Source organism: Tepidibacter sp. (assembly GCF_025210165.1).
Lineage (GTDB): Bacteria > Bacillota > Clostridia > Peptostreptococcales > Peptostreptococcaceae > Tepidibacter_A.
Genome location: NZ_JAOASI010000029.1, coordinates 107,443 through 133,917 on the forward strand (window position 1 = coordinate 107,443; position 26,475 = coordinate 133,917).

Consider the following 26,475-nt stretch of genomic DNA (forward strand, 5'->3'; position numbering starts at 1 on the left):
TTATTATTTATCCATACAAATTTTATATAATTCACGTGTTAGTTATTAATTTTTCCTATATTCACAGATTTTTCATAATCAATCACTGCTAAATTATAGTTTGATACTGCCCTTGAAAGAGCTACTTGTGCTTTATATAATTGATTTAAAGCATTGTCAACTTCAAGAAGCGTTCCCATTTTCGCATCATATAACGACTCCTTAATTTTTACCCCTTCTTTTGCTTTTTCTACTGTTGTTTTAGCAAGTTCTATCTGTTTTTTTTGATTTTCTACATTATCATATTTTCCTCTAATATCAAATTCAACAGACTTTTTAATATCTTGTACAACACTTTTGATTTTTGCTAAATTTCTTTCTTTAGTTTTGTATTTATATGTATTAGAAGGATACTTTATCGAATTTGTTTCAAAATCAAGTTTAACAAGTTCGTGATTGTGATTCATTTTAATAATATCAAATCTACTTTCATAAGCTTTATTTAAATCCTTATCCAAATCTTTATTAAAGCTTTGTTCTTCAAAATTTGATATAAGTTCAAGTTTTGTACTAAGTGGATAATTCAAAATCATATTCAATGATCTATATGTTTTTTCTAAATCAATTTTAGCTTTTTCAAAATTTGCTTTTGCCTCATTTAAAGATATATCTGCCATTACTAAGTCCGATTTTGAAGCAACACCAAGACCATATTTGTTATTTACATTATCTCTATTTCTTTGTACATTTTCTAAATTATCTTTTGAAGCATTTTTATAATCTCTAAGCTGAAGTACCCCATAGTAAGCTCTAGTTACATTATATTTTATATCCTCTTTTAGATAATTTTTTTTAATTTTTTCTTCTTCAAGTCCATATTCTGCTTGTTTAGACAGCATATTAGCATCCAATTGAAATCCTTGTACTGTTCCAAGTGAAAAACCATAATCTTTTACATCTTCATATTTCTTTTCTTTGTGTTTTGCTTTATCTAGTTCTATTTCTTTTATTTGAATATCTAAATCGATAACTTTAACTTGTGTAGAATTTTTTATAGCTTCCTCTATAGCTTGATTAAGCGAAATCTTTCTTGCACTTTCTAAAGGTTCATTATCTGCATAAGAAAGTGTTGATGTGAGTAGTATTATAAATGTCAAAAGAATATTGGCTACTAACTTCTTCATTATAAATTCCCTTCTTTCATTTTTTCATTTTTGAATTTTAATATATTTTCTTCTATTAAAGTATAAATAACAGGAATTACTACCATTGTAAGGAAAGTAGATACAACAAGTCCTGACATAAGAGATACAGACATAGGTGCAAATAAACTACTTCCAGAAAATGCAAGTGGAATAAGTCCTATAATAGTTGTAATAGCTCCAAGCATAATTGGGCTAAATCTTTTATTTACTGCATCTTTACAAGCATCCTCTATTGTATAACCTTTTTTTCTCGCATCATTAATAAATTCTATTAAAAGTATAGCATTCTTAACAACAAGACCAATAAGACTTACTATCCCTAAAAATGCTGTCATAGATAAAGGTTGTCTAAATATAAATAATCCCCAAACTGAACCTATTAAAGATAATGGTATGGTAGCCAATATTACAAAAGGTTGGATAAATGAGTTAAACTGTATTAGAAGTATTATATATATAACAAATACAGCAATTCCTGCTAGTTTACTAACACTTCCAAAGTTATCTATTATCGCTTCTCTTTGTCCATCAAATTCTAACTTTACACCCTCTAAATCAATTTTAGGAATTATATTATATTCAATATAATTTTCTATTTTTGATGGATTGTATCCTAAGTCAACATCACTTAAAATCTTTACAGATTCTTTTTTATTGTACGTTTTGATAATATCTGTTTTTGAGTTCATATTTATTGTTCCAAATTGCTTGAGTGGAATTTTATTTTTAGTTATTGAAGATTTGATTTTTAAATTTTCAAGTTCTTCTTTAGTTTGTATATCACTTTGAACTATTATTTTATATTCTTGCCCACTTCTTCTGTACGTTGATGATTCTGCTCCTTTTAATGCTATATTAATCTGTCTTTGAATATCGTATTTAGATATTCCTAAGTTTGTTGCTACATCTGTGTCAATATTTACATTTAATTCGTAACTTTTATCCTTTGAATCATCTCTTATATTTATTGCTCCTGGAATTTTTGTAATTTCTCTTTGAATTTCTTTTGATACTTCAATTAATCTATCACTATCATCTCCTGTAATTCTAAGAATAACAGGTGCATCAGAAGGCATTGCACTTTCTAATAATTTTGCTGTTATCTTACCACCAGCAACTTTAGTATCAAATATGTTTTGTAAATAACTTGCAAACTCTTCATTACTTCTAAATCTTTCTCCCTTTTTCAAATCCACCTTGACCATAATTTGAGCATTCTCATCAGATGGAACTGGTGGGGCTAAAGAAATGTAAAATTTAGGAAGTCCATTACCTATAGAAGTAGTATATCTTACAACTTCTGGTTCTTTTGATAGTAGTTCTTCTACTTCCTTTGATAATTTTTCTGTTGCATCTATATTAGCAGCAACTTCTGATTCTACATCTATATATATTATATCTTTATCTGCATATGGAAAGAACTGAGAATCTAATAACTTCATTATATTAACAGTACAAATTAATAATGCAAACATTACTATAACAGTTATAGCTTTATTCTTTAATCCTATACTTAAACATTTTTCAAATAAATTTCTTAATCTACTTTTTTTCTCTTTTCCAGCATTCTTACTTTTTTTGAAAAATATCGCAGTCATTGAAGGCGTTATAAACATTGAAACTATATATGCTGCTACAAGCGAGATAATTACAACTTGTGGTATTGCTTGTAAAAATTCCCCCGCAGGACCTGGTATTCCAAGTAAAGGACTAAATGCTACAACTGTTGTTAGAGTTGATGCAAATATTGGAATAGCAGATGCACTAGCTCCTTCATATGATGCACTTAATCTTTCTTGCCCATTATCTACTCTAACCTGTACAGCATCACTTATTACTATTGCATTATCAACAAGCATACCCAATGCTATTATTAAGGCAGCAGTTGACATTTGGTGTATTTTTATTCCGTTAATATACATTACCCCAAAGGTTATAAATATAGAAATTGGAATTGCAGCTGAAACTATCATTGCATTTCTCATTCCCATACCGATAAATACTATAATTACAACACAAATTATACCTTCTAATAAGTTAGTCATAAAGCTATTTATTGATTGACTTACATCTTCTGGCTGATATAAAACTTCATCTACTATAAGATTTTCTGGTAAGTTAGCTTTTACCTTATCTAATGTTTTTCTAACATCTTTACCTACGATAACTATGTTTTTTCCTTGTTGAAAATATCCTGTCAGTAATACTGCATTTTTACCATTTTCTTTAAATTTTTCTACCCCATCTTCATATTCCATATGTACATCAGCAACATCAGAAAGTCTTGCTACTGTTCCATTTTCTTTTGATACTCCAATAATCGTATTTTTAATATCATCTAAGGAATTAAATATTCCTGGAGTATTAACATTTATTTTTACCTCTCCATAGTTTTCAAGCTTTCCTGAAGGAATTGCTATATTTTGTACTTTTAAAATCTTATATATATCTTCTAAAGATAATCCCATTTGATTAATTTTTTCTAGATTCACGTCAACACTTACTTGTTTTTCTAGTTCGCCATTTATATCAAATCTTGATATACCTTTAATCTCAGAAAGTTCGCTTTTGAATTGTTCAGCAAAAGAAGCTAATTCTTCATAGGTGTAATTTTCTCCTGATAAAGCTATAATTATCCCTGCTGTTTCAGTTAAATTTGTTTTTATTTTACTTTTAAAGCATCCATTTGGAAGTTCATTTTGAATATCATCAATTTTTTGTCTAACTTCAGTCATAGTTTTATCTGTATCTACGTAATTTTCAAACCAAACTAAAACAATAGATACACTATTTTTAGAATCTGACTTTATATAATCAATTCCTTCTATTTCACTTAATTCATCTTCTATCTTAGTAGTTACTAAATCTTTAACATCTTTAGGTGAAGCTCCAGGATATGGTGTAATAATCATAGCTATTGGTGCAGATACATCCGGACTTTCTTGTCTAGGAAGAAGATAATATGCTAAAGAACCAAATACTAATATCACACATGTAAGAAATAATACTACCCTTCTTTTTTCTATTGCTATTTTTATTAGTTTATTCATCAATATCCTCCTTTCAAAAACTTATTTTTTTATGCTAACCTTATATCCGTTCTTTATATTCTTCATTCCTTCTATTACTAATAAATCTCCTTTATTAATTCCTTTTACCTTTACATTGCTTCCTGATACATTTTGTAATTCTATGGTTCTTTTCATAGCTCTTGAATCTTTTATAATATATACATAATCTACTCCATTAGCCATAACCGAGCTAATAGGTACCCAAATCCCATTTTCACTACCTATCTCAAATTTAATCTTAGCTATACTTCCTAACCTTAAATTATCACCTACGACTTCAACTTCTGCATTATATGTTCTTGTATCTGAATCTGGTGCTTCAGATATATTTGTTATTTTACCTTTCACTGAAGAATTCTGTACATCAATAAGAGCACTAGTTCCTATTTTTACTTTATCTAAATCATTTTGAGATATTCCTACATTTACTATTTGAATTGTACTTCTTACAACTACAACTGGATATCCTTGTGGTGCTAGTTCTCCTTCTTTATATAGTGTATCTACTATAATCCCATTTTGATTAGCATATATTGTAGAATCATTAAGCATACTTGTCTTATAATCATAATCTGTTTTTGCCTTTTCAAATGTTGAAATAGCTTGATTATGAGTTCTTTGTAAAGTATCAACATTTAACTTTGCCTTATCATAATCGTCCATTGATATAATTTCTTTATTATAAAGTTTTTCTACTTTTTCAAAGTAATCTTGTGCATATTTTAAAGAATCCTTAGCCTTTTGAATATCTAAATTTGCTGTTTCCATTGTAGCTCTTGCAGCATTAGCAGCATAGTTTAAATCTTTAATGTCAAGTTGTGCAAGCTTATCACCTTTTTTAACCTTTTGCCCTTTCTCAACATATACTTTCCCAATTTTTCCAGGAGACTTGAAGCTATATTTTACAATTTCTTTAGAATCTACCGTTCCTATATAATCTAATGTAACTGGATTTTCTTTTTGTTCAACCTTTTTAACTTTAACTGTTCTTACTTTTTCTGAAACCACTTCCTTTTCTTCTTTTGAACACCCTATTAATGAATATATCATTAAAATTAACATAAGAATAATTCCTAATCTTTTTCTCACAATATCCTCTCCTTCATATATTTATATACATTGCTAACATCAGTGACCATCGGTCATTAATGGTTTAAAATACAAACTACCGACCATCGATTGTTAACCAACGCTAAATGACCATCAGTCATATTTAATTAAAAAAATTATGTAATTAACTTTTTTAATATATTTTTCAAAACCATCTCTGCTTCATCTATTGCATAAGGATTTTTCAAAACTATTGCATTGTAACAAGTATTTACAACCATATCTGCAATAATATATGCAAAAGTATCTGTACAAAAAATATCTATATTAGAATTGTTTTTTGTAGATTTTTTTGCCATTTCTTTTATAAATTCTATAATCTGTTTTTTGTATCTAAATTCTTTTTCATATGATAAATTACTTTTCATCATTTTTAAAAAAGTAATGTCATTTTGAAATTCTTCTATAGAATATCTAATCTCAGTTAATTCTTCTGATTGTACTTGTTCCAAAGCTTTCTTTTTTTTAATATTTTTTATAATATTTTCTGCTACCTCTGTGAATATATCATCAATTAATTCATTTTTACTTTTATAGTATATATATAACGTTCCTTTTGCTATATCTGCTTTTTTTACAATATCATTTACAGAAGTTTTTTCTAAACCTTTTTCATAAAAAAGCTCTTTCGCTACTTTTTTTATATACTCTCTGCTTATATTTTTTTTATTATGTTCCATTAATCACCCTCCCCATGACCACTGGTCATTAAATATTTTAACATACACTTTTTATAAAATCAATACTGTATATTAAAAAAGGTCTTAATATCTGAGATATTAAGACCTTTTAAATTACTAAGCCATAGATACTTGTGATTTTTCTTTCAATACTGCTTGAGCAGCTGCAAGTCTAGCAATTGGTACTCTATAAGGAGAACAAGATACATAATTAAGTCCTATATCATGGCAAAACTCTACAGAAGCAGGCTCTCCTCCATGTTCTCCACATATACCAAGTTTTATATCTTTTCTTGTTTCTCTTCCAAGTTTTGATGCCATTTTAACTAGTTTTCCAACACCATTTTTATCTAATACTTGGAATGGATCTTTTTCAAATAGTTCTTTAGATTCATACTCTACTAGGAATTTATTTGCATCATCTCTAGAGAATCCATATGTCATTTGAGTTAAATCATTAGTTCCAAAACTAAAGAACTCAGCTTCTTTTGCTATTTCATCAGCAGTAAGTGCTGCTCTTGGAACTTCTATCATAGTTCCAACCATATACTTCATATCTATTTTTGATTCTTTTAAAACATCTTCTACTACATTTACAACAAACTCTTTTATATATTTAAGTTCATTTATATCTCCAATAAGAGGTATCATAATCTCTGGTGATACATCAAAGCCTTTATTTTTAGCATCAATTGCACCCTCCATTATAGCTCTTGCCTGCATCATATATATTTCAGGATAGGTTACAGCAAGACGGCATCCTCTGTGTCCAAGCATAGGGTTAAACTCTTCTAAATCTTCAATTCTCTTTTCTATATCTTCATAGGATATATTCATATCATCAGCTAAGTTTTTTATATCTTCTTCTTTCTTAGGTAAAAATTCATGAAGAGGAGGATCTAAAAGTCTTATAGTTGCCTCTCTTCCTTCCATAGCTTCAAATATTTGTGCAAAGTCTTCTCTTTGCATAGGAAGTAATTTTTCTAAAGCCTCTTGTCTTTCATCTATAGTCTTAGATAAAATCATTTTTCTAACAACAGGGATTCTATCTTCTTCAAAGAACATATGCTCTGTTCTACAAAGACCTATACCCTCAGCTCCAAATTTAACAGCAGTTTTAGCATCCTTTGGAGTATCAGCATTAGTTCTTACCTTAAGAACTCTTATCTCGTCTACCCAATCCATAAACTCTTCAAATTTTCCTACAAGCTCAACTTCATGTTTAGGTATATTTCCTATGTAAACACTACCAGTTGATCCATCAAGAGATATATATTCTCCTTCTTTTATAACAATATCTTTAACTCTAAGTTCTTTTTTATCTTCATGAACTTTTATATCTGAACACCCTGCTACACAACACTTACCCATGCCTCTTGCAACAACAGCTGCATGTGATGTCATTCCGCCTCTTGCAGTAAGTATCCCCTCACTTGATACCATTCCTTCTATATCTTCTGGTGATGTTTCAAGTCTTACAAGTATAGCTTTTTCTCCATTTTCATTAGCAGTAACAACATCATTTGCATTAAAGTATACTTTTCCAGATGCTGCACCAGGAGAAGCTGGAAGTCCTTTTGATATAAGAGTTGCTGTCTTTAGTGCTTTTTCCTCAAAGTTAGGATGTAACAGTTGATCTAGTTGTTTAGGATCTACTCTCATTATAGCTTCTTCTTTATTTATTAATTTTTCATTTACCATATCAACAGCTATGTTTATAGCGGCCTTTGCTGTACGCTTTCCATTTCTAGTTTGTAGAATATATAAATTCTCATTTTCTATAGTAAACTCTATATCCTGCATATCCTTATAGTGATTTTCAAGTATTTCAGTTATATTTTCAAATTTATTATATATATCAGGCATGATATTTTTTAAACTAGCTATAGGTTCAGGTGTTCTAATACCAGCAACTACATCCTCACCTTGAGCATCTACTAAATACTCTCCGAATAATATATTTTCACCAGTAGATGGGTTTCTTGTAAATGCAACTCCTGTACCTGATGTTTTTCCCATGTTTCCAAATACCATAGATTGTATATTTACAGCAGTTCCTAGATTATGAGGTATGTCATTTAACTTTCTATATACATCAGCTCTTGGGTTGTTCCATGAGTCAAATACAGCCTTTACAGCTAATATTAATTGCTCCTTAGGATTATCTGGAAACTCTTGTCTTAATTCCTTCTTATAAATATTTTTAAATTCCTTAACTATCTCTTTTAAATCATCAACTGTAAGTTCTGTATCATATTTATATCCTTTTGATTCTTTTACATTATCTAGTATTCTTTCAAACTTATATTTTTGAATTCCCATAACAACATCTGAAAACATTTGAATAAATCTTCTATAACTATCATAAGCAAATCTTTCATTATTAGTTTTTTTAGAAAGTGCTTCTACAGCTATATCGTTAAGTCCTAAGTTAAGTATAGTATCCATCATTCCAGGCATAGATATAACAGCACCTGATCTTACTGAAAGAAGAAGCGGATTTTCATTATCTCCTAATTTTTTATCTAAAGTTTTTTCTAATTTTGAAAGATTATCCATTATTTGATCTAAAAGTTCATCCCAAATCTTTTTATCTTTAGTATAGTAAGTATTACAAGCATCTGTTGTAATTGTAAACCCTGGAGGAACTGGAAGTCCTATTTTAGTCATTTCAGCTAAATTAGCTCCTTTTCCACCTAATAGATTTTTCATTTCCTTTGAACCTTCGTTAAAGCTGTATACAAATTTCCCCACTTTTTACACTCTCCCTTTAATATTATTAATCAGCTTATATTTTTAGTAATTAGTATGATTTTATGTTAATTATTAAGAAATCCCTTATACACTCTAAGACCATTTTCTTTCATTATATTTATAATAAGTCCTGCTGTTTCTTCAATTGCTTTATTTGATACATCTATTATTGGGCAACCTAATTTCTTCATTATATTTTCTGCGTATTCAATTTCTTCTAGTATTCGTTGCATATTTGCATAATTGGCATTTCCAGAGAGTCCTAATGCCTTCAATCTCTCTTGTCTTATCTGATTTAACTTTTCTGGAGTATTAGTAAGTCCTATTATTTTTTTATTAGATACTTCAAACAATTCCTTAGGTACTGGAACTTCAGGAACTAAAGGTACATTAGCTACTTTTATATTTTTATTTGCAAGGTACATACTAAGAGGAGTTTTAGAAGTTCTAGATATACCAACTAACACTAAGTCTGATTTTATAAGTCCTCTTGAATCTTTTCCATCATCATATTTTACAGCAAATTCTATAGCCTCTACTCTCTTAAAATACTTTTCATCAAGTTTTCTTATTATCCCAGGCTCTCTTAATGGATTAAAATCTGTTCTTAAACTTATAGCATTTATAAGAGGATTTATTAAATCTAATCCTGGTATATTATTGTCTTTACAAAATTCCACTGTACGATTTGCAAGTTCTAAATCCACAAGTGTGTAAACTATTATAGAGTTTTGGTATTTTGCATCATTTAATATTTCATCTAAAAACTGTTTATCCAGTACATATGGATATTTTCTTATTTCATAGTTTTTTAAATTAAACTGACCTATAGAAGCTTTTGCTACTTGTTCTCCTGTCTCTCCTAGAGAATCAGATATTATATATATAACTAACTTTTCCATAATACACTCCTTTATTATTCAAATAACTCTAAAAATAATTTTGTTATATTAGTTTTGGATACTCTACCTATTACTTTGTAGTGCTCTTTATTATCTTTTAATTCATTTTTTACTACAGGCACAGAATCAACTTCATGCTCTATTATTTTTCTTACCACTTTAATTACAGTATCTTCTTCTTTACACATAATAATATTTGGCATTCTAGTCATAATCATACCTACTGGTATTTTATTTATATCAATGCCACCTATAGTGCTTTTAAGTAAATCTTTTCTAGACACTACACCTGATAAATGGCCATTATTTATTATATATATACTTCCCACATCTTCTAAGAACATAGTGACAATAGCATTATATACTGTTGTTTCTTCTGTAAGCATTACTGGTATACTCATTATTTCACTAACCTTTTTGTTCTTTGATTCTTCTGATATTATATGATTTTGATTTATTCCTGAATAAAAATAACCAACCTTTGGTCTTGCATCCAATATTCCAGTCATAGTAAGTATTGCAAGATCCGGTCTTAAAGTTGCTCTTGTAACATTTAACATTGATGCTATATTTTCACTAGTTATAGGCTGATGCTCTTTAACTATATCTATTATCTTTATTTGTCTATCGTTAAATTGTATATTAAACACCTCTTTTCAAACAATGTGATATACTTTTTATCCTCAACTTCTTATATAGTATATTATATATATATATTTGTTATGTGTAAATAAGAAAATTAAATTTATAACAAAAAATTCGTCTACTCGCTATCGGGGTGACTCATATCGCCAAGGCTCCGTTGTTCAAAAACAATTGCAAGTACACTTGTTCAATCAATATTATTCACAAAACAAAAAATTTATAGTAGCTTAAGTATAAGTAAAAAGTCGGGAATTTCTCCCGACTTTTTTATTATTTATATACTATTTTTGAAAGATCACATATTAAAAGCATAGTATCATATATTTGTTTTAATAAAGCTAATCTATTATTTTTAATATTTTCATCTTTATCCATAATCATTACAGTATCGAATAAATTATCAATAGGGTTTTTAAGTACAATAAATTCATCCAAAGCCTTAGAATATTCTTTTTTATCTATAGATGATTTAACAGTATGTTTTACTTTTTTAAACTCATAATATAGAACTTTTTCTTCTTTAGCTTGTAAATATTCTTCCTTTATTTCACTCGACTCAGCTTTCTGAGCTAAAGTAGATACCCTGTTGAATCCAGTTAATATTTCTATTATTTCATCTTTGTTTATCCACATATTAAGTTCTTTTGCTCTATTGTACATATCAGATACATCATCGATATGAGAGCTAATAATAGCATCTATAACATCATATCTTATACCCATTTCACTGAATATATTTTTTATTCTTTGATTAAAGAAATCTAATATTTCCGAACTTATCTTTTCTTTATCAAACTTTAGGTTATCATAATTACTTAGGGCATAATCTATTATATTTTTCAAACTTACATTTATATTTTTATCCATTAATATATTAATTATACCTAAGGCTTGTCTTCTTAATGCATATGGATCTTGAGATCCTGTAGGTTGTATTCCTATTGCAAAAAATCCTGCTATTGAATCCATTTTATCAGCTATAGATATAATAGTTCCAGAATTTTTAGTAGGTAGTATATCACCTGAAAATCTAGGAAGATAGTGCTCGAATATAGCATCAGCTATTACCTTATTCTCACCAGATACCTTAGCATATTCTCTTCCCATAACACCTTGAAGTTCTGTAAATTCAAATACCATATTAGTAACTAAATCTGCTTTACATATTTTTGCAGCTCTCATAGTATTCTCTTCATCTTGTTCATATCCAAATTCAGAAGTTAGTTTTTTAGATAATTTCTCTATTCTTAAAGTTTTATCATATATAGTTCCTAATTGTTCTTGGAATACTACATTTTTAAGCTTTTCAATATATTTATCAAGCTCAATTTTAGTATCTTCTTTATAGAAAAATTGTGCATCAGCAAGTCTTGCCTCTAAAACTTTTTCATTTCCCTTTTTTACATTTTCAATTTTATAATCAGTACCGTTTCTAACAGTTATAAAATTAGGTAATAACTCTTTATCTTCTCTTAATACAGGGAAATATCTTTGATGTTCTTTCATAGGTGTTATTATAACTTCCTTTGGAAGCTTTAAATAATCTTTTTCAAATTCACCATAAAAAGCTGTTGGATATTCAAGCAGATAAGTAACCTCATTTAATAAATCTTCATCCATTAATACTTGTCCATTTAATGAACTTGCAACCTCTATACATTGTTTTCTTATAATTTCTTTTCTCTCATTTTGATCAAGTATTACATAGTTTTTTCTAAGTTCATCTAGATATTCATCAACTGAATTTACAGTTATATTTTCTTTACCTAAGAATCTATGTCCTCTTGTAACATTAGATGATTTTATTCCTTCTATTTCAAAATCAAGAATTTGTCCATTGTATATAGATAATATCCATCTAATAGGTCTTGTAAATCTTAATTGCTTCCCTCCCCATTTCATAGTTTTTGGGTAATTTATAGATTTTATTAAATTAGGAAGAATATCCTTTAATACATCTTCTGTATTTTTTCCTTCTTCTCTTAATTTAGCAAATACATACTCTTCCTTACCTGCAACCTTGAAATATAAATCTGCTATATTTAATCCTTTACTTCTCATAAAACCTTGAAGAGGTTTTGTAGGTTCATTATTATCATCAAAAGCTATTCTTTTTGCAGGTCCTTTTATTTCTTCTTCTAAATCATTTTGACTATCAGATAGACCCTCTATTATCAAAGTAAGTCTTCTTGGTGTTCCGTAAGTTTTTATATCTTCAAAATTTATTCTATTTTCATTTAAGAATTTTTTTGAGTTTTCCTTTAATTGTTTTAAAGAACTATCCATAAATCTTGCTGGAATTTCTTCACATCCAATTTCAAATAAAAGATACTTATTCATACTACTTTCCCCCTTTCTTTAAAAGAGGGTATCCCATTTCTTCTCTTTGTTTAACGTAAGTACTAGCAACCATTTTCGCCATATTTCTAACTTTTGCTATAAAAGATGCTCTTTCACTTACACCAATAGCCCCTCTTGCGTCTAATACATTAAATGTATGGGAACATTTTAATATATAATCATAAGCTGGCTGAACCAAGCCTTTTTCTAATAGTTTTTTAGCTTCTTCTTCATAAGCATTGAAGTGTTCAAACATCATATCAGTATTTCCTTCTTCAAAGCTATAAACAGAATGCTCATATTCCGCCTTTTGGAATATATCTCTATAAGTTATTTCATCATTCCACTGAAGGTCGTACACATCATCTTTTTCTTGAATATACATAGCAAGTCTTTCAAGTCCATAAGTAATCTCTGCTGATTCAAGTTCACAATCTATATTACCAACTTGTTGAAAATATGTAAATTGAGTTACTTCCATACCATCAAGCCAAACTTCCCATCCAAGTCCCCAAGCTCCAACAGCAGCAGCTTCCCAGTTATCTTCTACAAATCTTATATCATGTTCTTGCGGGTTTATTCCTATAGCCTTTAAACTGTCTAAATATAATTCTTGTACATTATCCGGAGATGGCTTAAGTATCACTTGAAACTGGTGGTGTTGATATAATCTATTAGGATTTTCTCCATATCTCGCATCCGTTGGTCTTCTTGAAGGTTCTACATAACAAACTTTCCAAGGTTCAGGCCCAAGTGATTTCAAAAATGTATAAGGGCTCATAGTTCCTGCTCCCTTTTCTACATCATAAGGATTCATTACTATACAGCCTTGCTTCGACCAGTAGTCTTGTAGAGAAAGTATCATATTTTGAAAATTCATTTTTTTTCCTCCTATACTTATTTAAAAAATTTAGCCTTTCGCTTTTGGCGAAAGGCTAAATTTTAAACAATTCTAACTCTAAATTTAACAAAATCAGGGTTATTTGTCAAGTTCATTAGGCGTTTCCTGAGTTTCTTCTTTTATTATATCATCTGTAATATCTTTATCATCAGATTTATTAAAATTCATCTTCTCTTTTATATCATTAAAAGATCCTTGCGTTTTCTCTTTTATATCATTAAATGATTCTTGTGTCATATCATTTATATCTACAGTTTCACCATTTGTTTTTACTATTTTTATTTTATATTTACCTACAACAGCAGCTCCTACACCTACTATTGCAGCTATTGGTCCTAATACCAATCCAATTGCTCCTGCTGTTACAGGCATATTAAGTAGAACATCTCCATCTTTTTCAAGCATAACTCTGGTTATATTTCCCTTTTTAAGAGTTTCCTTTAATTTTTCTATCATTTCATTACTTTTTTCATTTATTCCCTTAAATACATTTCCTTCTCTTTTTTCAAGATAAACTAAAGCCTCTATAACATCTCCATTTGAATTAACTAATGCTTCTTTGGCTTTTTCATACCCTACATTCATTCTTTCCCTAATCTGATCAATTTTTTCAAGTGTTATTTCCATATTATCCTCTCCTTACCCTTTTAAATTTTCAAGAAAATTTAATGATTTCAAATTCAAATTTTCTATATGAGTCATTAAATATTTTTTCAAAATATTATCTAGTTGATTTAGTATATATTTTGATACCCTCACTTTATTACATATTATTATATCATTTTTTAATATGTACTCAATTAAATTTATAGTTGTTGGGTCAATTTTTATACTATACTTATCTGTGCCTATGCATTTACTGCACAACATACCACCCTCTGTTATGCTAAACTTTCCTTTATTTAAATTATTATTACCACAATTAGTACATTTTAAAACATTGGGCTTATATCCTATAAAATCTAACAGTTTAAGTTCGAATATATTTGTTATCAATTGATAATTTGCATCATCATATGAATATAAGTACAACGTCTTTAATAATAAATCAAACAACCTATTATTAGTCTGGTTTTCAAATATATTTTGTTCAACCAATGAACTAATGTAACTAGCATGAGCTAAAGTATCCATATTATAAGACAAGTTATAAAAGCTTTGTTTTACTTCGCATTGATTCAATTTATACATATTTCCATTTCTTCTAATATAAAAATTAGAATATGAAAATACCTGTGTTCCTGATAAAAATGTACTCTTTGACCTTCTAGCTCCTTTTGCAAGTACTGAAATCTTTCCAAGCTTTCTTGTAAATATAACTACTATAGAATCTGATTCTTCATACTTAATCGATTTCAGTACTATCCCATCTGTATTTATAAACATAATTATTTTCAATCTCCCTCACTGTATTCAATTTAAGCTTTAAGCTATCGTAGGACTTGAGATACATATATGCATTTATGTCTCCTGTTTTTTTAAAATATTCCCATATTGATTTATTCATTTTAAAAACCCCCTTCTGTCCATTTATCTTTATTTTTTGGTAAGAAGGGGGATAATATACATAATATTTTTTTTATTTTAAGAAAATTTTAGTAACAGAGCAGTTGTTAATGTAAAATATATAGTAAGACCAGTTATATCAAGTGTTGTGGAAATAAACGGAGCTGATGCAACCGCTGGGTCAACACCCAATCTTTTAAATATAATGGGTACTAATGTACCTATTGTAGCAGCAGTTAGCATATTAGATGCCATAGCTATTCCAACGACTACTCCTAATTTAAAGTCCCCTATCCATAAATAAGCAACAATACAGATTATAACACTACATATAAACCCAACACTAAGTCCTATACTCATTTCTTGGAATATTGTTTTAAACGCATTCTTTTGGTCTATATGACCTGTTGCTAGACCTCTTACCGTCAATGTAGATGACTGAGTCCCAACATTTCCTCCCATTCCAGTTAAAAGAGGCATAAAAAACGATACAGCTGCATATGCCTTTATTGTACTTTCATATTTTCCAAGTATCTTAGCTGACAAAGTACCTCCAATTAATGTTATAAGTAACCACGGAAGCCTTGCTTTAACAGCAGAAATTACTTTTGGAAAAAATTTAATATCTTCTAAATATTCACTTTCAGCTTCTGATGTTCCTGCAAATTTATATATATCTTCTGTTGCTTCTTCTTGTATAACGTCAATTATATCATCAACTGTTATTATACCTCTTATCTTTCCATTTATATCTGTTACAGGGATTGCTAAAAGATCATATTTTGATACAATCTTTGCAACTTCTTCTTGATCATCGTTTACATTAACATCGATTACCTTTTCGCTCATTATATCTTCAATAATAGTATTAGGTCTTGAAACAATAAGTTCTCTTAGAGAAATCACTCCAACAAGTCTATCATTCTTATCTACAACATATACATAATATATAGTTTCTGCATCTGGAGCATTTTCTCTTAAATACTCTATAGCTGCATAACATGTAATATCCTTACTCAAAACGACAAAATCTGTAGTCATTATACCACCAGCACAGTCTTCGTCGTACACAAGTAATTCCTTTATATCTTGAGCTAGTTCCTTATCTAAAAGATTTATTATTTCATGTCTTTTTTCCTCTGATAAATCACTTAATATATCAACCATGTCATCTTGAGACATAAGATCTAGTATTCTTTTTTTATGATCTATGCTAATCTTTGATAGAATAGTAGTAAACATATCCGAGTCTAAATCATCAAGTACCTTAGCTGCAACTTCTAGTGGAAGTATCTCGAATAACTTTATTTTTTTCTCTTCTTGTAAATCTATTAATATTTCGGATATATCTCGGGGGTGAAGTTCCTCTATATATTCATTTAAATCTATTATTTTCTCACTATCTATTAATGCATTAACTTGAATTATTATTTCTTGAAATAAAACTTCATTCTTATTCATAGATTCCACCCCCGTATGAAGATTATATTATTTATTGTTGTATCCGAAATTGCTTATATAATTTTCTAAATTTCTCCAATTAGACTTAACTTTAACCCACGTTTGAAGATAAACCTTTGAACCTAAAAGTTTTTGAATATCTTCTCTTGCAGATTTTCCTATTCCTTTTAGTTTTCTTCCATTTTTTCCTATTATAATACCCTTATGAGAATCTCTTTCACAGTATATAACAGCAGATATATCTATTATATTACCACCTTCTCTTGATTTCATCTGCTCAACCTCAACTGCAACCCCATGAGGAACTTCCTCATGAACATAATGCAGAACCTTCTCTCTTATTAGCTCTGAAATCAAAACTCTTTCAGGTTGGTCTGTTATCATATCATCTGGGAAATACTTAGGTCCCTGAGGTAAATGCTTGTTTATAGTTTTTACTAATGAATTTAAATGACCTTCTTTTAGCGCAGATATAGGTACTATTTCATCAAATATTCCTTCTTCATTGTATTTTTTCATAAGAAGAATCAATTCCTCTTTTTCAAGCTTATCTATTTTATTTATAACAAGTACTATAGGTGTTCTAACCTTTTTTAAATCTTCTATAATCATTCTATCTCCAGGACCTATAGTTTTAGAGTCATCAACCACAAATAAAACTACATCCACTTCATTAAGAGTATCTGTTGCAACTTTAACCATATACTCTCCTAATTTATTCTTTGGTTTATGTATTCCTGGTGTATCTAAAAATACTATTTGAAAATCCTCCGTAGTCAAAACTGATTGAACTTTATTTCTTGTTGTTTGAGGCTTATCACTCATTATAGCTATTTTTTCTCCAACAACTTTGTTCATAATAGTAGATTTACCTACATTAGGTCTTCCAATTATACTTGCAAATCCTGATTTAAAACTCATCTTATCACCTCTTTATTTTTTAAGGTCTGCTCCTGTGAAGCCATGAGGAATCAATTCATCTATAGATAACTCTCTATACTCACCTTCAGACTCTCCTAATACAACTTTAATGTGTCTTCCAAATTCTAATATAACTTGTCTACATATTCCACATGGGTAAGTTTCACCTGTATTATCACTAGTTATTGCTATTTTTTCAAACTCTCTCTCACCTTCTGATACAGCCTTAAATATTGCTGTTCTTTCTGCGCAGTTAGTTCCTCCATAAGATGCACATTCTACATTGCATCCAGTAAAAACTTTACCTGACTTAGTTAAAAGAGCTGCTCCTACATGAAATTTAGAATATGGAACATATGCATTTTCCTTAGCCTTTTCTGCTATTTTTAATAATTCTTTATTATCCATTTTAAAATTCCTCCTTAGTTCTCTTTATACCCCACAATTCCACCAGAAACTATTATTTTAAGAGCATTATCAATAGATACATCTAAATATATTATATCTTTTTTAGCTACTGCAACAAGCATTCCAGATGTAGGATTTGGAGTTGTGGGTATGAATACAAATACACTTTCTTCTCCTGTATATCCATTTATAGAGTCTGGTGCATTCGTAGTTATGAATCCTATTGTATATATACCCTTTGAAGGATATTGAACTAATACAGTATTTTTAAAACCTTCTCCTTTTCTAGTAGCAAAAGCATCCACTACCTGTTTTACGGAAGAATATATCATTCCAACCAAAGGAATCTTGTGCATTACTTTTTCGAATCCATTAAATACCTTTTTACCTATGACATCTGTTGCAAAAACCCCTGCAGCAAATGTTAATATTAATGTTATTACTATACCAACACCATAAAGATGCATTCCTAATAGTTTTTCAAGAGGAACTCTAAATATATAATCTACCTTATTAAAAAGCCAAAATACTAATGATATAGTAACAGCAATTGGAAGAATGGTAAAAATTCCTGTTATAAATACTCTTTTAATGTCTGTTTTATCAGAACTATTTTTTTTCAAAAATCCATCATCCTTTCGCTTTAACTCCATACCTTAGGTTTAGGATAAACCAAGATATAGAGCATTTTCAATTATATCAAACATTTAAGTTTTATCCAATATTTATTTAAAATATCACTTACATCCAGAGTCGTCAAAAGAATGGAAATACTTCCATTCTCTATCCTAAACTTATTTGAAATACTAGTATAGTTGTTAATATTCCCAATATAGCTCCAAATACAACTTCTATTCCACTATGAATTTCTCCTTCTATTCTACTTTGAGCAACAAGTAAGGCTAGTATATATGTAAGAGTTGATACTAGTATTTCCTCAGAAATAAACGTAACTGCAGTGGCAACAGAAAACGCAAGTGCCGCATGTCCACTGGGCATACCACCCTTTAAATAAGTACCTTTTTTTGTTATTGCTTTAACTCCGACTACTAATATTAGAACTATTACTATTCCTATAACTGTTATATGCATATCTGATTTTCTTATTTTATTTAGAACAATATTTGATAACGGATTTATTCTATCAAAAAATAGTAAATACCCTATTACAATAGAATTTAAAGATGAAATTAAAACAGCTCCTGCCGAAACATCTTTAGCAATTTTTGCCAGTTCGTGATATTCACTAGTAAATAAATCTATTGATTTTTCTATTGCTGTATTTATCATTTCAGATATTATAACTAATGATATAGTAAAAAATAGAATAATCATTTCATACTTAGTCAAATCAAAGAATAAACTTAGGAATAAGACTATTATCGATATTAGGTAATGTATCTTCATGTTCCTCTCATTTTTGACTGTATATACTATTCCATCTATAGCACAATTGAAAGCATTTATAAGATTCTTAGCTCTCATATTACTCTCTCACTATCCCAAGTTTAACTAAAACATTTTCTTCCTTTGATCTCATCATTTTTGTATTTTCTTCTGTATCATGATCATATCCCATTAAATGAAACATACTGTGGCACACTAAGAATGCAACTTCTCTCTCATAAGAGTGATTATATTCTTTGCTTTGCTCTAGAGCTTTTTCCATAGATATTACAATATCTCCAAGAGCTTTTTGTTCAAGTTCTATATCGAACTCATTATCACCTATTAATGGAAATGACAACACATCCGTTTCTCTATCTATTCCTCTATACATTTTATTTAAATTATGTATTTCATTATTATCAACAAATGATAAACTTATTTCATAGTCATCATCAAATCCTTCATAATTTAAACATTCTTTTGTCACATTTTTTATAATATTCATTAATTCATCACTTACTTCTATTTTATCTTGTCTATTATCCATTATTAACTGCATTTAATTTCCTCCTTCTTCAGGGTATTCTATTCTTTCATGAAACATACCCATAATGACTTCTATAAAAGCTCTTTTTATCAAGTCTAATTCCTTTAATGTTAAATTACTTTTATTAAACTGCCCATCATTTAATTTACCTTTGACTATTTTTTCTATCATATCTTCAATTTTCTCTTTACTAGGTTCTTTTATACTTCTAATAGCAGCTTCCACAGAGTCTGCCATCATTATAACAGCCGCTTCTTTACTTTGAGGTTCTGGACCTTTATATCTAAAATCCTCTTCCTTTACATCCATTCCCATTTCTTTAGCCTTATAATAAAAATATGCAACAGATGTTGTTCCATGATGTTCTCTTATTATATTTATTATTTCTTTAGGCAATTTATATTTTTGCGCAAGTTCTACTCCATAGCTTACATGCTCTTTGATTATTTTCACACTCATTATAGGAGACATTTTATCATGAGGATTGTCGTTAGTTATTTGATTTTCTTTGAAAAAATATGGTTTTGATAATTTTCCCATATCATGATAATACGAAGCTACTCTTGCAAACAAAGAATTTGCTCCTATATTATCACAAGCTCTTTCTGCTAAATTTCCAACTATTATACTGTGATGATATGTACCTGGTGTTTCTATTAGCATTCTTTTTAATATTTCATTATTAGGACTTGATAGTTCTAATAATTTAAGACTTGTAAGTATATCAAAATAATGTTCCCATAAAGGTAAACTTCCAACTACGAAAATAGATGAAATTATACCTGATAACAAAGAAAGTAATGAATTTATAAAAGGCTCTTTTAAGCTTGTAGTAGTTATAAAACCTAGTGACATTACAAGCAATAAGTTCAAAATCCCTATTTTAAATCCTGTAATTATTACATTTCTTCTTTGAGCTATTTCAAGATTAGCAAAAGAGCCAAACGTTCCAGAAACTAATGATATCAATAATATATTTATATCTCCCGTAGCTATATAAAGCATTATAGATATAATCAAGTTCGATATTATAGCTATATTAGTATTTAAAAGTATGCTTATTAACATACTAGCTCCAGCAACAGGTATTATGTATAAAGATATCTTACTAAGGCTTATGCTAATTAACATTGTAATAGAAATAATCAATATTATAAGTAATAGCTTCTTTTCATTTTTTAATATTTTTTTATCAAAAACATTTATGTATAACACTCCTAAGACTTCAAGTATTATTATTATAAGTATAAGGCCTATTATAACAAAAAAATCTTCTTTTCCTTTTTTTTGAACAAGCCCTATACTTTGTAATAGTTCTAGTTTTTCTTTAGTTATAACTTCTCCTTTTGATATTATATTTTGTCCTTTTGGTATTACAATCTTTTCAACAGATGTTTTTGCTTGTTCTGTTTTTTCTTGTGTTTTCTCTAAGTCCAAAAACTTATTAGGTCTTATGTAGCTATCTATTATTTCTATGCTTAAAAGCTTTTCATTCTGATTAAATGTCTTTATCTCTTCAAAAAACTCTGACACATTTTTCTTTTGATAATCTACTTCTTCTTTAGTTATACCCGTGCTCATTATCTGATTTATTATTTCAAATATATAATTCTTTAATTTTTCAAGCCTAACTTTCTCCATATTAAGAGCTAAATTTATAGATTTATTAGATATTGCTGGGTATTTCTTTTGTATAATTTCTAGTTTTTGCTTTGAATCTAATTGTTCTCCATTATTAACATCAGTAGTAGCAGGCTTATTAATCTCATTTATATCAGAAAAAAATTTTTCTATATCTGATTTTATTTCAGCCTGAACTGTTGGGTTGATTTTAAAAACAGGTTGAACCTGCTGAACAGCTTTATCAATAAGTTTTTGTGTTTCTATCTTATTTTCTATATCTTTTGTTGCTTTTATATCTTCTTGAGCTCTTTGTCCTATTCTTAACTCATATTTTTGAGGAGCTAAAAATGCAAATAATACTATAAAATTAATTATAAAAAACAAAAGAGCAAGGGAAAACTTCTTAAACTTCATTTTTCCCTCTCCTTTCTAATTTTTATTTTTCTTTTTGTTATTTTTCTTATATTCTTCTTTTTTCTCGTACTTACTATATGCTTTTATTATTCTTTGAACAAGCTCATGTCTTACAACATCTTTTTCTGTTAACTCACAAATAGATATTCCTTTTACGTCTTTTAAGACTTCTTTTGCATGTAATAATCCAGATTTTTTATTTTTTGGAATGTCCGTTTGAGTAATATCTCCCGTTACTACTGCCTTTGATCCAAAACCAAGTCTAGTTAAAAACATCTTCATCTGTTCAGGTGTTGTATTCTGTGCTTCGTCAAGTATTATAAATGCATTATCTAGTGTTCTACCTCTCATAAAAGCAAGGGGAGCTATTTCTATTATACCTCTTTCCATATATCTATTAAATTTTTCAGACCCTAATATCTCAAATAAAGCATCGTATAAAGGTCTTAAGTATGGATCAACTTTATCTTTTAAATCCCCTGGTAAAAAACCTAGTGTTTCTCCAGCCTCAACAGCTGGTCTTGTTAAAACTATTCTATTTACTTCATCTTTTTTAAGGGACCTTGCAGCCATAGCAACAGCCAAATAAGTTTTTCCAGTACCTGCAGGACCTATTCCAAATGTAATATTATTTTCTTTGATTAAATTGATATATTTTTTCTGCCCAAGAGTTTTTGGTTGTATAGGCTTTGACTTTACAGTAAAAGCAATAATATCATCAGATAATTCTTGCATCTTTTCCTCTGTACCCTCAAATAATAAGTTTATACAATAAGATATATTTTGATTGTTTAGTTCATTTCCCTTTTCAACCATAATTTCTAACTCTTTAATAAGTCTTTTTCCAAACTCTACATTCTTTTCTTCACCTATTAAAACTATACTTCCATCTCTTAAAACTATATCAACATTAATACGTTCTTCTATAATCTTTATATTTTTGTCAAGACTTCCAAATAATTGTTTTGAAAATTCATCATTCTCTATCTGTATCTTGCAATTTATCATCAGTATAATTTCCTCCTTCTACTTCTTCATACTTCCCTATATCTTCTAAAGTTTGTATAATAACCGTGAACTTTAAGATATTCTTTTCTACACTATAATTTTCATTTTTATCTATTATTCTTGCCTGTACTGGTAATAAATAATCCATTTTTTTTAGAGCTTTTGATTTAAGAGTAGTTTTTATTTCATTTAAGTCCTTATCATCTTTCTTTATATTAACCTCATAAAAAGTATCTATTTGAAGTTGTACTGGAAATTCAAAATTTTTATATTGTATATTAAAATCATTTGTTTTAACATCATATTCTTTATAAGATATATTTTTATTTGTGCTAAACTCCTTATCATATACCTTTATCTTGAATATTTTTTTATTTTTACCAGTTCTATATTTACTTTTATTTGTATACTCTACTTTTTCTGTTATTTCATAAAATGTTCTTGCCCATACTTCTCCTTTAGCGGTAAGATTTCCACCAGCTATTAATACATCTCCTGTCTTTACTATATCACCTTTTTTAATCAATGCTTCTCCACTTCTTGGTATTACTTTCTCTATTATACCATCTTTTTTGGCAATTATATTACAATTTATTTTACTATTTTCTTTAGGCTCTTCAGCTTTTTTTACTATATCTATAAAAGCACTAGTCCCTTGTATGTTTATAGATATATAAGCGACAGAATTAAACTTATACAATATACTATCTCTTATATCCTTTTTATCTATTATATACTTATTAGTTCCAGGTTTGAGTCCACATTCATAAAGTTCTTTTCTAAGTTCTTTCTTATCTATCCCTTCTGGACAGTCTATGTACACATTTGTTATAAATGTTGTTAAAAACAACAATATAAATATAGATAAAATTCCTCCAAATAAAAGAGTCTTTCTTTTATAAACTCTTTTCATAAGAAAAGGAATACCTATAGATTTTTTAATCTTTAAGTTATAGTTGGATTTTCTATAAATACTTATAAGTTCTTTAACATCATCTTTATATACATATGCTTCTATTTTTGTTTCAGATATCCTTTTTATGTTGAATATATAAATTCTATTTTTAGCCAAATTATTTATAAATTTTTCTAAATTCAACCCTTCTATTGTTACTACGCAAAATCCTTTAACATATTGCCACAACTTTTATACCCCCTTAAACCCAATATTCGACAGAGTATATTTTACCTTCAATGCATAAATCATCCTCAGTTATATATTTTATAATAAGATTATCTCCTTCTATTTTTAATACATTTATCTTTGTATTAACTTTTATCATTTGTGTAGAATACTCCATAACACTTATATAGTTTTCTATGTTAATGCATTTATTGCTAATGGTAGTAACTCTTGGCAAATCAATTTGTAAATCATTAGGCAAGTTAACCATTATCACACCTCCCCTTATATAATTTTATGAGAGCTATATTATTTAATTCCTAATTTTCAACTTATATTTTTGACTACAATGTGCAAAACAAAAAATTTATAATACCTTAATATATGAAAAATAAAGGAAAATATATAGGTTGCTTCATATATTATGTTTATTTTTATTAATCAAGGGAATATATAATAATATATTAAAATTAATAAATTTAAAGGGAGGTTTTTATAAATGAAAAGCTTAAAAGAATTTTTACAAACTGGAGATTTTAAAGGAGAGAAGCACGTACCGGTTATACATGTTCCTGAAAATATAGAAAAAGATAAAGAGTTTGACTTAAGAGTATCTATAGGAGATGAAATAAAACACCCTAACACTTTAGAGCACCATATATCTTGGGTTAAAGTATTCTTCAAGGGTGAAAACAATAAATTTCCTGTTGAAATAGCTAATTTTAATTTCTCAGCTCACGGGGAATCAGATAACTCAACTCAACCTGTAGGAATTACAAGTGTAAAACTTAGTAAATCTGGTACTATACACGCCCTTAGCTACTGTAATATACATGGTCTTTGGGAAAATAGTGTCTGTATAGAAGTTAAATAAAATTCGTCTACAAAAAAGAATTCGGATAAATAAATATTCTGAATTCTTTTTTATTTGCCTATGATATTAATTTGGATATGTGATACAATTAATTGATATTAATTTAAGTAGGTGATAAAATGATTTTTAAATTATTATTTTTATGTTTTTCAGGTTTTATTGCAGCATTTGTAGACTCTATAGCTGGTGGTGGAGGTCTTATAAGTATTCCTGCATTTTTGATGGCAGGTATTCCCCCTCACTTAGCACTTGGAACAAATAAATTTTGCTCTACAACAGCATCATTTACTAGTAGTTTAAACTTTGCCAAATCTGGTAAGGTGAATTTTTCTATATTAAAATATCTTATACCGTTCACTTTAGTAGGAGCTATATTCGGAGTTAATACGGTTCTTATGGTAGATCAGGGTAAACTTCAATCATTAGTTTTAATAATGATATTATCCGTAGGATTATACAGTCTTTTTTCAAAGTCAATAGGGAAAGAAGATACTTTCAATGGACTTAATAAGAAGAATTTTATATTAGGAATACTACTATGTTTCTGCCTTGGATTTTATGATGGTTTTTTCGGTCCAGGTACTGGTTCATTTTTAATGTTTGGACTTATAAGTGTTTTTGGATTTGATTTTACAAAGGCTGCTGGAAATACTAAAGTTTTAAACTTTACAAGCAATATTACAGCTTTATTAATATTTGCTTCTAACTCTCAAATAAATTATTACTACGGTATTCCAGTTGCACTATGTATGATTATGGGGGCAAGGTTTGGTACAAAGCTTGCCCTTGATAAAGGATCAAAGCTTATAAAGCCTATATTTGTAACTATGTCATTAGCAGTAGCTGGTAAGATGATATTTGATATTATTAATTAAAATAATTATAATTCTGGTTTTGGAAATAAAAAATAGGAAGCTATTCTAACCCCAAAATATAAACAATTAAATACCGATAATTAATATACCTTCTAATAAAACTAAAGATTGTATCTTATCAAATATACTAAAACTTCTTAAACTCCCTACGGTCAAACAAAAGAAGTTTTTTAACGTATATTTGAACGATACAATCTAAGTTTTATGGTAGAAGGTATATGAAAATCATCTAACATTTAATTGTTTATATTTTTCATTATCTACTTTACAAATTTGATTTGTGTAAAAAAATAAATAATCTTAAAAATTAAAACTGTTACCGGAAGAATGTAAAAAATATGCGGATAAGAAAATAAAAGATGCACTACCAAAGTATTCTATTATCGAAACAGTAGAATCTAATAATTCAGTAGCAGAAAAATATCTTCTATAATCCATAGATGAGATATGAGAAAAACTTATTAAAACTAATTCCTTAGTCTGAATACATTGCCTGAAGAATTTAAAATAGAAAAGAAGAAATAGATTAAAAATTCAATATAATAATTCTTTCGACGTATTTTGCGTAAAAATAACTCCTTCTTATTATAAATCACCATATTAATTAATCTATTGTGCTAGTTGAAATCAATTTACTTAATATGGTAAATTGATTTTAACAAAAAAATATCCTCTTAACTTCAAATGTATGGTTATATTATCCAAATGCTAAAGACTTAATTCTTGATATATCTTCATC

Annotated in this window: 24 protein-coding genes; 2 read left to right on the top strand and 22 right to left on the bottom strand. The window is 28.4% G+C overall.

The features are described from left to right. Window positions 1-38 precede the first annotated feature (38 nt). The 22 genes from N4A48_RS04700 to N4A48_RS04805 form a co-directional block, all read right to left on the bottom strand. Window positions 39-1,163 carry a TolC family protein gene (locus N4A48_RS04700; protein WP_293664657.1) on the bottom strand — a complete coding sequence of 375 codons (1,125 nt, stop codon included), beginning with the start codon at window positions 1,161-1,163 and terminating at the stop codon, window positions 39-41. Beyond that, entirely contained in the window at window positions 1,163-4,234 is a 3,072-nt protein-coding gene (locus tag N4A48_RS04705; protein WP_293664658.1) for an efflux RND transporter permease subunit, read from the bottom strand. The genes N4A48_RS04700 and N4A48_RS04705 overlap by 1 nt, the downstream gene beginning before the upstream one ends. A gap of 21 nt (window positions 4,235-4,255) precedes the next feature. After that, window positions 4,256-5,344, bottom strand: a complete 1,089-nt coding sequence (locus N4A48_RS04710; protein WP_293664659.1) for an efflux RND transporter periplasmic adaptor subunit — start codon at window positions 5,342-5,344, stop codon at window positions 4,256-4,258. A gap of 137 nt (window positions 5,345-5,481) precedes the next feature. Beyond that, a complete protein-coding gene (locus N4A48_RS04715) occupies window positions 5,482-6,045 on the bottom strand; it encodes a TetR/AcrR family transcriptional regulator (protein ID WP_293664660.1) in 564 nt (187 codons plus the stop codon). A 117-nt stretch (window positions 6,046-6,162) separates the two neighbouring features. Next, entirely contained in the window at window positions 6,163-8,799 is a 2,637-nt protein-coding gene (ppdK, locus tag N4A48_RS04720; protein ID WP_293664661.1) for a pyruvate, phosphate dikinase, read from the bottom strand. A 65-nt stretch (window positions 8,800-8,864) separates the two neighbouring features. Then, window positions 8,865-9,701, bottom strand: coding sequence for a pyruvate, water dikinase regulatory protein (locus N4A48_RS04725; protein ID WP_293664663.1), 837 nt, complete (start codon window positions 9,699-9,701; stop codon window positions 8,865-8,867). Between the two features lie 14 nt (window positions 9,702-9,715). Then, window positions 9,716-10,351, bottom strand: a complete 636-nt coding sequence (locus N4A48_RS04730; protein ID WP_293664664.1) for a helix-turn-helix transcriptional regulator — start codon at window positions 10,349-10,351, stop codon at window positions 9,716-9,718. 265 nt (window positions 10,352-10,616) lie between these two features. Continuing rightward, window positions 10,617-12,686, bottom strand: coding sequence for a glycine--tRNA ligase subunit beta (glyS, locus tag N4A48_RS04735; RefSeq protein ID WP_293664665.1), 2,070 nt, complete (start codon window positions 12,684-12,686; stop codon window positions 10,617-10,619). A 1-nt stretch (window position 12,687) separates the two neighbouring features. Then, window positions 12,688-13,566 (bottom strand): glycine--tRNA ligase subunit alpha, encoded by an 879-nt coding sequence (gene glyQ, locus N4A48_RS04740; RefSeq protein WP_293664666.1) that lies wholly within the window; start codon window positions 13,564-13,566, stop codon window positions 12,688-12,690. Between the two features lie 99 nt (window positions 13,567-13,665). Next, window positions 13,666-14,214 carry a DUF4342 domain-containing protein gene (locus N4A48_RS04745; RefSeq protein ID WP_293664667.1) on the bottom strand — a complete coding sequence of 183 codons (549 nt, stop codon included), beginning with the start codon at window positions 14,212-14,214 and terminating at the stop codon, window positions 13,666-13,668. 12 nt (window positions 14,215-14,226) lie between these two features. Then, window positions 14,227-14,973: a DNA repair protein RecO gene (gene recO / locus N4A48_RS04750; RefSeq protein ID WP_293664668.1), complete on the bottom strand. Its 747-nt coding sequence runs from the start codon at window positions 14,971-14,973 to the stop codon at window positions 14,227-14,229. Further along, a complete protein-coding gene (locus N4A48_RS04755; RefSeq protein WP_293664669.1) occupies window positions 14,933-15,094 on the bottom strand; it encodes a hypothetical protein in 162 nt (53 codons plus the stop codon). The genes recO and N4A48_RS04755 overlap by 41 nt, the downstream gene beginning before the upstream one ends. Window positions 15,095-15,171: 77 nt before the next feature. Next, window positions 15,172-16,554 carry a magnesium transporter gene (mgtE, locus tag N4A48_RS04760; RefSeq protein ID WP_293664670.1) on the bottom strand — a complete coding sequence of 461 codons (1,383 nt, stop codon included), beginning with the start codon at window positions 16,552-16,554 and terminating at the stop codon, window positions 15,172-15,174. 27 nt (window positions 16,555-16,581) lie between these two features. Beyond that, complete coding sequence (era, locus tag N4A48_RS04765; protein WP_293664671.1) at window positions 16,582-17,475, bottom strand: GTPase Era; 894 nt, start codon at window positions 17,473-17,475, stop codon at window positions 16,582-16,584. A gap of 12 nt (window positions 17,476-17,487) precedes the next feature. Next, a complete protein-coding gene (locus N4A48_RS04770) occupies window positions 17,488-17,883 on the bottom strand; it encodes a cytidine deaminase (RefSeq protein ID WP_293664672.1) in 396 nt (131 codons plus the stop codon). 14 nt (window positions 17,884-17,897) lie between these two features. Continuing rightward, complete coding sequence (locus N4A48_RS04775) at window positions 17,898-18,506, bottom strand: DUF502 domain-containing protein (protein WP_293664673.1); 609 nt, start codon at window positions 18,504-18,506, stop codon at window positions 17,898-17,900. 160 nt (window positions 18,507-18,666) lie between these two features. After that, window positions 18,667-19,368 carry a diacylglycerol kinase gene (locus tag N4A48_RS04780; protein WP_293664674.1) on the bottom strand — a complete coding sequence of 234 codons (702 nt, stop codon included), beginning with the start codon at window positions 19,366-19,368 and terminating at the stop codon, window positions 18,667-18,669. A gap of 1 nt (window position 19,369) precedes the next feature. Then, entirely contained in the window at window positions 19,370-19,831 is a 462-nt protein-coding gene (gene ybeY / locus N4A48_RS04785; RefSeq protein WP_293664675.1) for an rRNA maturation RNase YbeY, read from the bottom strand. Then, window positions 19,832-21,856: an HD family phosphohydrolase gene (locus N4A48_RS04790; protein WP_293664676.1), complete on the bottom strand. Its 2,025-nt coding sequence runs from the start codon at window positions 21,854-21,856 to the stop codon at window positions 19,832-19,834. A 15-nt stretch (window positions 21,857-21,871) separates the two neighbouring features. Then, window positions 21,872-22,867, bottom strand: a complete 996-nt coding sequence (locus tag N4A48_RS04795) for a PhoH family protein (protein ID WP_443081745.1) — start codon at window positions 22,865-22,867, stop codon at window positions 21,872-21,874. Then, window positions 22,833-24,008: a sporulation protein YqfD gene (gene yqfD, locus N4A48_RS04800; RefSeq protein WP_293664678.1), complete on the bottom strand. Its 1,176-nt coding sequence runs from the start codon at window positions 24,006-24,008 to the stop codon at window positions 22,833-22,835. The genes N4A48_RS04795 and yqfD overlap by 35 nt, the downstream gene beginning before the upstream one ends. 13 nt (window positions 24,009-24,021) lie before the next feature. Beyond that, window positions 24,022-24,258, bottom strand: a complete 237-nt coding sequence (locus N4A48_RS04805; protein WP_293664679.1) for a YabP/YqfC family sporulation protein — start codon at window positions 24,256-24,258, stop codon at window positions 24,022-24,024. A gap of 228 nt (window positions 24,259-24,486) precedes the next feature. Between N4A48_RS04805 and N4A48_RS04810 the strand changes: the two genes are divergently transcribed. Together N4A48_RS04810 and N4A48_RS04815 are read left to right on the top strand one after the other, a co-directional pair. Further along, a complete protein-coding gene (locus N4A48_RS04810; protein ID WP_293664680.1) occupies window positions 24,487-24,861 on the top strand; it encodes a class II SORL domain-containing protein in 375 nt (124 codons plus the stop codon). A 119-nt stretch (window positions 24,862-24,980) separates the two neighbouring features. Then, window positions 24,981-25,736, top strand: a complete 756-nt coding sequence (locus N4A48_RS04815; protein WP_330665050.1) for a TSUP family transporter — start codon at window positions 24,981-24,983, stop codon at window positions 25,734-25,736. Window positions 25,737-26,475: the final 739 nt, after the last annotated feature.

What these genes read in the sequence shown, in the direction of transcription:
- N4A48_RS04700 (WP_293664657.1), bottom strand. Translation starts at nt 1,163, where the DNA reads ATGAAGAAGTTAGTAGCCAATATTCTTTTGACATTTATAATACTACTC.
- N4A48_RS04705 (WP_293664658.1), bottom strand. Translation starts at nt 4,234, where the DNA reads ATGAATAAACTAATAAAAATAGCAATAGAAAAAAGAAGGGTAGTATTA.
- N4A48_RS04715 (WP_293664660.1), bottom strand. Translation starts at nt 6,045, where the DNA reads ATGGAACATAATAAAAAAAATATAAGCAGAGAGTATATAAAAAAAGTA.
- N4A48_RS04725 (WP_293664663.1), bottom strand. Translation starts at nt 9,701, where the DNA reads ATGGAAAAGTTAGTTATATATATAATATCTGATTCTCTAGGAGAGACA.
- glyS (WP_293664665.1), bottom strand. Translation starts at nt 12,686, where the DNA reads ATGAATAAGTATCTTTTATTTGAAATTGGATGTGAAGAAATTCCAGCA.
- glyQ (WP_293664666.1), bottom strand. Translation starts at nt 13,566, where the DNA reads ATGAATTTTCAAAATATGATACTTTCTCTACAAGACTACTGGTCGAAG.
- N4A48_RS04745 (WP_293664667.1), bottom strand. Translation starts at nt 14,214, where the DNA reads ATGGAAATAACACTTGAAAAAATTGATCAGATTAGGGAAAGAATGAAT.
- recO (WP_293664668.1), bottom strand. Translation starts at nt 14,973, where the DNA reads ATGTTTATAAATACAGATGGGATAGTACTGAAATCGATTAAGTATGAA.
- N4A48_RS04755 (WP_293664669.1), bottom strand. Translation starts at nt 15,094, where the DNA reads ATGAATAAATCAATATGGGAATATTTTAAAAAAACAGGAGACATAAAT.
- mgtE (WP_293664670.1), bottom strand. Translation starts at nt 16,554, where the DNA reads ATGAATAAGAATGAAGTTTTATTTCAAGAAATAATAATTCAAGTTAAT.
- era (WP_293664671.1), bottom strand. Translation starts at nt 17,475, where the DNA reads ATGAGTTTTAAATCAGGATTTGCAAGTATAATTGGAAGACCTAATGTA.
- N4A48_RS04770 (WP_293664672.1), bottom strand. Translation starts at nt 17,883, where the DNA reads ATGGATAATAAAGAATTATTAAAAATAGCAGAAAAGGCTAAGGAAAAT.
- N4A48_RS04780 (WP_293664674.1), bottom strand. Translation starts at nt 19,368, where the DNA reads ATGAGAGCTAAGAATCTTATAAATGCTTTCAATTGTGCTATAGATGGA.
- ybeY (WP_293664675.1), bottom strand. Translation starts at nt 19,831, where the DNA reads ATGCAGTTAATAATGGATAATAGACAAGATAAAATAGAAGTAAGTGAT.
- N4A48_RS04790 (WP_293664676.1), bottom strand. Translation starts at nt 21,856, where the DNA reads ATGAAGTTTAAGAAGTTTTCCCTTGCTCTTTTGTTTTTTATAATTAAT.
- N4A48_RS04805 (WP_293664679.1), bottom strand. Translation starts at nt 24,258, where the DNA reads ATGGTTAACTTGCCTAATGATTTACAAATTGATTTGCCAAGAGTTACT.
- N4A48_RS04810 (WP_293664680.1), top strand. Translation starts at nt 24,487, where the DNA reads ATGAAAAGCTTAAAAGAATTTTTACAAACTGGAGATTTTAAAGGAGAG.
- N4A48_RS04815 (WP_330665050.1), top strand. Translation starts at nt 24,981, where the DNA reads ATGATTTTTAAATTATTATTTTTATGTTTTTCAGGTTTTATTGCAGCA.